At 64.8% G+C, this 8,171-nt stretch carries 7 protein-coding genes; all 7 read right to left on the bottom strand.

Annotation, left to right across the window (positions count from 1 at the left end):
- Nucleotides 1-473: 473 nt before the first annotated feature.
- A complete protein-coding gene (locus AC1DKD_RS36260) occupies nucleotides 474-824 on the bottom strand; it encodes a hypothetical protein (protein WP_441637379.1) in 351 nt (116 codons plus the stop codon).
- A 129-nt stretch (nucleotides 825-953) separates the two neighbouring features.
- Nucleotides 954-1,403: an ion channel gene (locus tag AC1DKD_RS36255; protein WP_441637377.1), complete on the bottom strand. Its 450-nt coding sequence runs from the start codon at nucleotides 1,401-1,403 to the stop codon at nucleotides 954-956.
- Nucleotides 1,404-1,414: 11 nt separating this feature from the next.
- Complete coding sequence (locus AC1DKD_RS36250) at nucleotides 1,415-2,437, bottom strand: DUF2955 domain-containing protein (protein ID WP_477112000.1); 1,023 nt, start codon at nucleotides 2,435-2,437, stop codon at nucleotides 1,415-1,417.
- A gap of 14 nt (nucleotides 2,438-2,451) precedes the next feature.
- Nucleotides 2,452-3,579, bottom strand: a complete 1,128-nt coding sequence (locus tag AC1DKD_RS36245; protein ID WP_441637373.1) for an HlyD family secretion protein — start codon at nucleotides 3,577-3,579, stop codon at nucleotides 2,452-2,454.
- Complete coding sequence (locus AC1DKD_RS36240) at nucleotides 3,572-5,125, bottom strand: TolC family protein (protein ID WP_441637380.1); 1,554 nt, start codon at nucleotides 5,123-5,125, stop codon at nucleotides 3,572-3,574. Before AC1DKD_RS36240 ends, AC1DKD_RS36245 begins: the two co-directional genes overlap by 8 nt.
- Before the next feature lie 226 nt (nucleotides 5,126-5,351).
- Nucleotides 5,352-6,302: a DUF2950 domain-containing protein gene (locus tag AC1DKD_RS36235; RefSeq protein WP_441637371.1), complete on the bottom strand. Its 951-nt coding sequence runs from the start codon at nucleotides 6,300-6,302 to the stop codon at nucleotides 5,352-5,354.
- Between the two features lie 11 nt (nucleotides 6,303-6,313).
- Nucleotides 6,314-7,669 (bottom strand): DUF3300 domain-containing protein, encoded by a 1,356-nt coding sequence (locus tag AC1DKD_RS36230; RefSeq protein ID WP_477104499.1) that lies wholly within the window; start codon nucleotides 7,667-7,669, stop codon nucleotides 6,314-6,316.
- Between the last annotated feature and the right edge of the window lie 502 nt (nucleotides 7,670-8,171).

Raw genomic sequence — 8,171 nt, 5'->3', positions numbered from 1 at the left:
GGCGAGGGTGGTAGTCATGGCAGTTCTCCTTGGGAGCGATTGGGACTTGGGTTCGGTTGGTTCGAGCATTGTTTCTGCGCTCGGGAGGTACAAACGCATGGAGTGTGCCAAGGCGGGGCAGGTCAGCGTGAATCGCCCGCAAACGCAGGCGGGGCCTGGGAAGAAATTTTTCGAGGCGGGGAAAATGGCGCCAGCGCACGGTGCGCGGCGGCCTAAATCTGGCGGGCAAAAACCAACACAACARGCATCGGGTGTCTGCAGTTGCGCGACACGCCGGGCCAGTCCCCCGGCGACCGCTGCCAAAGCGGGGCTAAGCGGCGACGCGGCGCATGGGGACTTTATGGAGATTTACGCCTGACATGTACCTCATCAGGCCTTGCGTGACGCCCACGGAAAATTCCGTTGCCTGCCCGGGTTCGGGTTCCAGGACAGCAGATCAAGTGTCGGAAGCAGGGGGGCGCGCCGCCCTCTCGCTACGTGCAATTGGCGCGGTAAGTTTCCTGCAATGACTTGCGTGACTGGTCGCGCTCGATCTTGGGAATAGTGCGCCCCTGCGCGTTCTGTGTTGCCGGCCCGGGCGACTGGTAGGACGGCTGCTTCGAGGTGGCGTTGAATTGCTCCTTCAGAGCCTCGCACTTGGCGCGCGCGGCATCCTCGGCACTGGCGGAGTCGGCGGACGGAGGACGATAGGGGCTGGCGCCACCCTGTACTGCCTCGGATATGGCATTTTCGGCACCCTGGCCCGCTGCGGGCTGTGCCATGCCAGCCGTGGAAAAACCAAGTGCCATCAGGCTGGCCAGGATAAATTTCCGGGACATACGCATACGCTCTCCGGTGGAACGATGATTTCGCTGGCGCGCTTGATCCGCCTGTTTCGGGCACGACCGGCGGCGACCAGGCCAACGGTAGTCTTGCCGGAGCACATTTCCGTCGCCGTAGCAGCCGGGTCGGGCCTAATGCGGTTTGTCCTGCCCCAGGCGAGACATGTTGTACTTGATCACATCCGATACCGCGGCGGTCATCACCGAGGTCGAGACGCCGAACATCAGGATGCCGTTAGCCGCCTCAATCGGGCCGAGCAGGCGCCACTCCTCGGACATGACAATGTCGCCATAGCCCAATGTAGCGAAGTTGACACCGGAGTGATAGAGCGCGGTGGGGAAATTGCTGAATTCGCCGAGAATCATGAACAGCACCGCCCAGATGACCATTTGCATGAAGTTGGCGAACAGTGTCAGCACCATCACCAGCGACAGCAGCAAGATATCGGTCCACAGTGATTCATGCCCGAGGCGGCTATTCCGGAAGCGCGCGTAGCGGCGCAAGCAGACGGCAACAACGCACCCCTGCAGCAACAGGCAGAGAAGCATGACGGGAGCGGCGGCCAGTACATGGTGCAGCATGGTTTACTCCATCAGGGAGCGGGCAATGGTATGCGGCCGGGTTTGTCCAGAAGCCAGAGCATCAGGCAGGCATACAGGGTAACGCCGACGAACAGCCCCATGCGTACGGCGAAAGCGGTAAAGACGTCCTTGCCGGCCGCACTGTCCTGGACCGACTGGCCCAGCAGGATGACCATGGTTACCAGGCTGTTCAGCCAGAAGCCGGGCGGGTAACGCGTCGGGCTGATGGCATACAGCTTGCCTCCTGCCACCAGGACGAAGAGCAGCATCCATAGAAAGAACATCCACAGGTGCACGAACAGGCTGAGTGCGGACCAGAACAGGATGGCCAGCAGGCCGCCGAACAGCGTGGAACCAAGCAACTCGCGCGCGGCACCGCGGGCGGTCGTGCAGCTTTGCCTGCCGAGACTGACCGATTTCATGATGATCGGCAGGTAGGCGGCGGGATCGCTCAGCGCCAGCAGGAACGCCGGCATTACCACCAGCGCCGCGCGTAGCGCCATCCAGTCGGCCACGCTGTTCGGCAGTACCTGGGCGGCCCGCGCAGGCCGCCCGCCTGCGGGTTCGGGAAACAGCCAGTGAACAAGAGCCAGCGCCAGCACGGCCAGCAGGAGTCCTTTGACGAGGGCGCCGATCACCGTGACGGCCAGGCCGAAATCGGCGGTGCCCGCCGCGGAAATCATGGTCAGGCCAGCCGCCAGGAATGTGGCGACCAGATTGTTTCCGCCGCGCAGGCCATAGCGGAATGCCAGGAAGAGGAGCAGGCCGGTCAAAAGCACGCCGCTGAACCAGTAATAGCGCAGAAAGGGGAGAAGCAGCAGGCCGCTGCCCGTCGTCAGCATGACGACCAGCGCCAGGCCCAGCCCGGCCTTGAGCGGCAGGGGGCGGTCGAGAGAGGCAATCACGAACAGGCCAAGTACCGGCGCCACCACCGGGAGGGACCAGCCTAATCCGAAGCTGGTCGCCAGGCAAAGCGCGGCGCCGGATGCCAGGCGCAGCGGACGCCGGGAAAGGCGAGCGGGCTCAGCGGGCATGGCCGCCATCACCATTAGTAGGCATAGGACAGCCAGCTCATGACGAACAGGAACAGGTGGCCAAGGGGGTTGAGCGGATTGCCCTGGGTGGGGAACGCCATGACTTCGGCCTGCCCGCCCACGCGCACGCCGTGCAGTTTGGCCAGCTCGCCCGGGGCGAATTCGATGACCACGGGGAAGCGCTGGGCCGGGCGTAGCCAGTCGCGACTGTTCTGTATCGTCGGCAGGCTGCCGGGCGGCGTGCTCTGGCCCACACTGACCCCATAACCGATACTGCGGACACGGCCGTCCAGTACCTTGCCCGGGTAGGCGTCCAGCACGATGGCGACGGACGTGCCGGGTTCGACGCGGCCGAGGTTATTCTCGGTCATTTCCGCGCTTACCCAGACGTCGTGAATGGCGATCAGCGTCATCACCGGGCTTCCGCCGGCGGCATATTGGCCGGCTTCGGTGCGCAGATCGGTGATCAGGCCCGCCGTGCGCGCACGCACCTGCGAGTTGGCCAGGTCCAGTTCGGCCTTGTCCACATTGGCTGCAGCGCTGCGCAGCTTGGCGTTGTCTTCTTCACTGCCCCCCTCTTGCTCACGCGCGCGCTCGACTTCGGCACGGGCTGCGGCAACTTGGCTGACGGCCTGTACGTGCGTGGCGCGGGCCACCTCGAGACGGCGAAGCGAAACAGTTCCCTGGTCTTCACGATACAGGCGCTCAAGGCGATCGCTGTCCTGGCGTGCCTTGAGTTCATTGGCCTGGGCGGCACGCAGGGATGCCTGGGCCGAGGCGATGCCGGCGGTGCTTGCGCCGATCTGCCGCCGCATGGACTCGAGATCGGCGCGGGCACGGTCGAGTGCAATGCGATAGTGCTGCGGATCGACCTCGAACAATACGTCTCCGGCCAGGACGTTCTGGTTGTTGCGCACCTGCACCCGGGCCACCCGGCCCGACACTTCAGAGGCCACCGGGACGACAAAGGCCTGGACCCTCGCTTGCTGTGTATACGGCGTGTACCGGTCGGCCAGCAGGTACCAGGCCAGGCTCAGCGCAATCAGGCCGACTACCCACCTGACTCCCCGCTTCGTCGGGTCGGCTGCGGGCGCCGGTGCGTCCGGCGGCGGGGACGCGGGGGGTTGCGGTGTGTCATTCATCCGGGCTCACCCTCGGCACGGGGACGTTGGAGTTGCGTGGCTGGCGGCCTGTCTCGTTCAGCAAGTCGCCCCAATCGGTACGCTGCTGCATCTGCTGACGGGTGGCCGCGTCGACCAGCGGCAGGGACGTGTACCAGCCGCCGCCCATCGCCTTGTAAAGCGCGATGAGATTGTTCACTGCATTGCCGCGGTTGAGCAGGTAAGCATCCTGCTGGGCGACCAGCGCGCGCTGGGCATCCAGCACACGCTGGAACTCCGAGTACCCTTCGCGAAAGAGGGCATTGGCCAGTGTCAGCGAGCGGTTCGCTGCCTGCGACGCTTCGCGCAGGATCGTTTCGCGCTCCAGCGCCTTGATCAGCCCGGTGGCCGCATCGTCGGCTTCGCGCGCCGCCTGGCGCACGGTATCCTGGTAGGTGACGATCCGCTGCTGCAGGCGTGCGTCCTGTACTCGCACATTGTTCGTGATGCGGCCATAGTCGAACAGGTTCCACTGCACGCTGGGGCCACCGATCAGGACCCACCCGCCGGGCGTTCCCGGCAGCGAAGTGGCTGACCACCCGATGCTCCCCAGCAGCGTGACCGACGGATAAAGATCGGCCTTGGCCACGCCGATGAGCGCCGACTGGGCGGCAACCTGCAGTTCGGCTGAACGGACATCGGGGCGGCGCAGCAGCAGGTTGGCGGGCACGTCCTGCAACACCGCGTGATCGATCAGCGGGATCACACCCTCCTTCTCGAGCAGTTCCTGCAGTTCCGGCAAGGGACCCGGGGGGCGGCCGATCAGGATCGCCAGCGCATTGCGGGCGCGCAAGATCTGGTTTTCCAGATCGGGGATGCTGCTCAGGGTGCCCAGGTACTGGGTCTTGGCTTGCTGGAGGTCGAGCTCATCGCTTTCCCCACTCTTGAACAACCGCTCGGTAATTTCGAAACTGCGCTTTTGCAGCCGGGCATTCTCGCGGGCGATGCGCAGGCGCGCCTCGGCGGTGCGAAGGTCGAAGTAGGTTTGCGCGAGCTGCGCGTGCAGCAGTACCAGGGCGTCTTCATGATTGGCTTCGGCGGCGAAATAGGCCGCGTCCGCCGACTCGATGGCGCGGGCAAACCGTCCCCAGAAATCCAGCTCCCACCCAATGTCGAAACCCGCGCTGTATTGCCAGACACCGCTGCTTTCACCAGGAATGCCGGTCTTCCTGCTACGCGCGTACAAGGCGTCGGCCCTGGCCTGCTGCACTTGCGGGTACCGCCCGGCCAGGGCAATGCCCAGCTGGGCGCGGGCTTCCACCACGCGCAGGCCGGCAATCTTCAGGCCGGCATCGTTGGCATCGGCAGCCGCAATCAGATGTTCAAGAACAGGATCCGAAAAGACTTTCCACCACTCGCGCATATCGGACTGCGGGCGCTGCTGGCTGGCCTGTTCGACAGCCGGGGTAGTCCAGTGCTCGGTCCAGGGATCGTGCTGTGCCTGGAAATCCGGCCCCACGCGCGCGCAGCCTACGAGGACCGATGCGCCGATCAGCACCAGTCCGGCAGGACGACACGGTGACGACATGAGGCGAGAATGGCAATTCAAACCTGCTCCTGGTCGCCTGGCACGCTATCGGGCGGCACGTCCCCGACCCGCTGCCAGAACAGTTGATCGCTGATCAGGCAAAGGAACGGGCGGCATTCGTGGCGCACCCGCTATCCGGTGCGCGAAGCGCCAGGTAATGCGACCGGTCCCGCAATCGCCGCGTAAAGCCCGGGACTGCAACGGGACTTGATTGGCGTGGATGCTGCTAGTGACCAGCATTGCGCGGCGCCCCGACCGATTGCGGCTCTACCTTGGTCCAGCCTGGACCGGGATCAAACGAGGTGGTCGCGGCAGCCTTGGCGGCGCTTTCGGGCCCGAGATCACTCTCATAGAGCTGCCCGGCGTGACTCACCATGAAGCTCTTCACGCCGGTGTCACCGTATCGGATCGGCCACGCTATCACGGCGAAGCCGCCAAAGAGCTTGCCGCGCACCATATAGTCGAATGCGCCGCCGGGTGCGTGCCGGCCCTGTTTCGTCAGAAGCTTGTAGTGGTACCCGTGATAGCCTCCCGCTTCCTTTGCGCGGGCACCGGCCGTGGCGAAGGCTTCGCCCAGCGGGCTCGGCCGCTCGCCAGCCTGCGTCGGCCAGTACAAGCCATCCTGCTTGCCTGGCGAGCTGGCAAGCTTGGCGGCATAGCTAACCATGCCGGAGCCGTCGTGGTCGGACTGGGCGTAGTCGTTCTGCGCGTCATGAATGGCAAGCATGGTTTGCATGACGGCCAATTCATTGCGCCCGATACGGCGCAAGCGCATATCCTCCACACCGGCGCGGGTGTCGAAGCGCCAGCCCCCGCCGGAATTCACCAAGGGCAAGGGGAGCGTCCAGCCATCGGTGCCGACGGCGATCCGGGCATGTTTTTCATCTACGGGTTGCACGGCATGGGAAGCCTCCCACGCCGTGAGAAAGCGGCTGCGGATTTCCGCGTCGGCAGGTGGGATCAGCGTGCGGAAGTCATTGCCCAGCAGTGACTTCAGGGCTGCCTCGTCATTGTTCGCAACAGCCGCCCCAAAAGCCGTCATGGCCGCTTCTGGCGTGGGGAATGCTTTTTGCGCGTGGGCGGTGCCCAGGATGCAGGTGGCCAGGCACAGCGCCACGGCAATCCGAATGCCGATTGCGCCAAGCGGGAGTCGGGCAAAACGAGCGGTGATTAGCATAGCCATTCTCCCTAGCGCCTGCCACCGCCGCCGCGGCCGCCACCACCACCACGTCCGCCGCCGCCGCTGTGGCCACCGCCACCGGCACGTCCGCCGCCGCTGTAGCCACCGCCGCCGCCGCGCCCGGCCGGCGAGGCTTGCGCGCTGCTGCGTCCACGGTCGAAATCCCGCTGCGAGGACGCACCGCCGCCACCGACACCCTGGAAGGCGTTGTCGCGCCCGCCCTGGCGGTCTGCTGCCTGGCTTCGATTGCCCCCTGCGCCGCCGCCCGCGCCACCTCGATCGCCAGCAGCGCCAGCCCGGTTAGACGGCCCGCCGCGGTCCCCCGCACGGTCTCCTGCACGTTCCCCCCCGCGATCTCCCGCTCGATCGGAAACGCCGGCACGATCACCGGCGCTGCCCCGGTCAGCCGCGCCCTGGCGGCCGCCTGCATCGCCGCGGCCCCGGTAATCATTGCGCCCGTCGGCGCCCGGCACACTGCGGCCGAACTTCTCGCGCGAGGCGTTATCGCGGTAGGCGACGCCCTTGCGGTGGCTGGCGTCATGCTGCCACTTCCCATTCTGCGTCTTGGTGCGGTCGAAATTCCGGTCGATGTTGGTGGCTTTGTTGACATTGATATTGACGTCGCCACCCCCCCAATTGCAGTTGCCGAAAATCGCGCCGGCTGCCGCCAGGCCGACACCCCACGCGAAGCCGGTGGCCAGTGCGGCGCCAGGGTAATAGGCTGGGTAGGGGGGCCAGTAGGTGGGCGGGTAGGCCGGATAGCCCCATGCGCCGTACACCACCGAGGGGTTGTATGCCGGCACATAGATGACTTCCGGGCTGGCAGGCTCGATCTTGACGATGGTCTGCCCCGGCTGGCCGGAGACGGTCCCGGTCTCGGTTATCACCTTCTGCTGCTCATTCGATTTCAGGTTGCCCGATTGCTGCGCGCGGCCCCGCAGGCGCTGCACGGCGGCGAGCACGTCGCTCTCCTGCGCGAGGAAGGCATCGCCCAGCTTCTGCGTCCATTCGAGCTTGTCACTCATCGGCTCCAGGATCTGCGGGAAGGCAACCAGCGATTTGACGCTGACATCCCACTTCTCGTTGCTCACCGCCTTGACCGCCGCATCTCCCTTGACGCTGGGGTTGGCCTTGACCCAGCGCGCCGCCTGCACGATCTCCAGCGGGTAGGTCGATGCCATCAGGACCTGCGACAGCACGGAATCCGGATAAAGGGCAATCGGCGCGACCAGCGCCTCGATTTCCTCTGGCTTGAAGGTTGGCGCGGCCTGGTCCTGGGCATTGACAGTGCCTGATGCGAACACCAGTCCAATGAGGAACCACGCGCATATGGTCTGAGCCAGTCGCTTACCACATGGAATCATGGCCGCTCCTCTCGACTGTTCAAAGCACTTGACGGGTGACTAGCGCTTCGCGTGCGAAGGCGCATTGGCCCGGCGCGGCATATGCGCATGTAGCGCAAGGCCTTTGCATCTACGTGCGGGGCATGCGGGGTCCTGGCCAGGCCTTTTCACCGAAGTTGCCGCCGGAATGGGTCGCCGATGGCAACTTACCAATGCGGCACCAACTGAGATGCACTTTCCGCCCGATTCGCCATTTGACCATAGAGCACGGTTGCAATAACTTCAACTACTCCACACCGCTCAGGCCAGACTCCATCGATGGGGCATCGTCATGCCCGACGTTCCTTTGACTTTTTGTGGACCGGGCACCAATACTAGCTCGTGGTCTGCGGATTCGATGTGGCGCGGCAGCCGCAAGCATTCCATCAATGCTGCCAACATGAAGAATTTGAAGCGGGAGAAGATCATGCTAAAGGTGGCCACATCAGTCAGAAGATCATGCTAAAGGTGGCCACATCAGTCA

It is taken from the genome of Cupriavidus sp. 05T313 (genome assembly GCF_056396665.1).
This window is presented reverse-complemented; position numbering and strand designations above follow the sequence as displayed.

Bases quoted from the DNA above. Each gene is read 5' to 3' on its own strand.
- AC1DKD_RS36240 (WP_441637380.1), bottom strand. From the start codon at position 5,125: ATGTCGTCACCGTGTCGTCCTGCCGGACTGGTGCTGATCGGCGCATCG.
- AC1DKD_RS36260 (WP_441637379.1), bottom strand. From the start codon at position 824: ATGCGTATGTCCCGGAAATTTATCCTGGCCAGCCTGATGGCACTTGGT.
- AC1DKD_RS36250 (WP_477112000.1), bottom strand. From the start codon at position 2,437: ATGCCCGCTGAGCCCGCTCGCCTTTCCCGGCGTCCGCTGCGCCTGGCA.
- AC1DKD_RS36245 (WP_441637373.1), bottom strand. From the start codon at position 3,579: ATGAATGACACACCGCAACCCCCCGCGTCCCCGCCGCCGGACGCACCG.
- AC1DKD_RS36230 (WP_477104499.1), bottom strand. From the start codon at position 7,669: ATGATTCCATGTGGTAAGCGACTGGCTCAGACCATATGCGCGTGGTTC.
- AC1DKD_RS36255 (WP_441637377.1), bottom strand. From the start codon at position 1,403: ATGCTGCACCATGTACTGGCCGCCGCTCCCGTCATGCTTCTCTGCCTG.
- AC1DKD_RS36235 (WP_441637371.1), bottom strand. From the start codon at position 6,302: ATGCTAATCACCGCTCGTTTTGCCCGACTCCCGCTTGGCGCAATCGGC.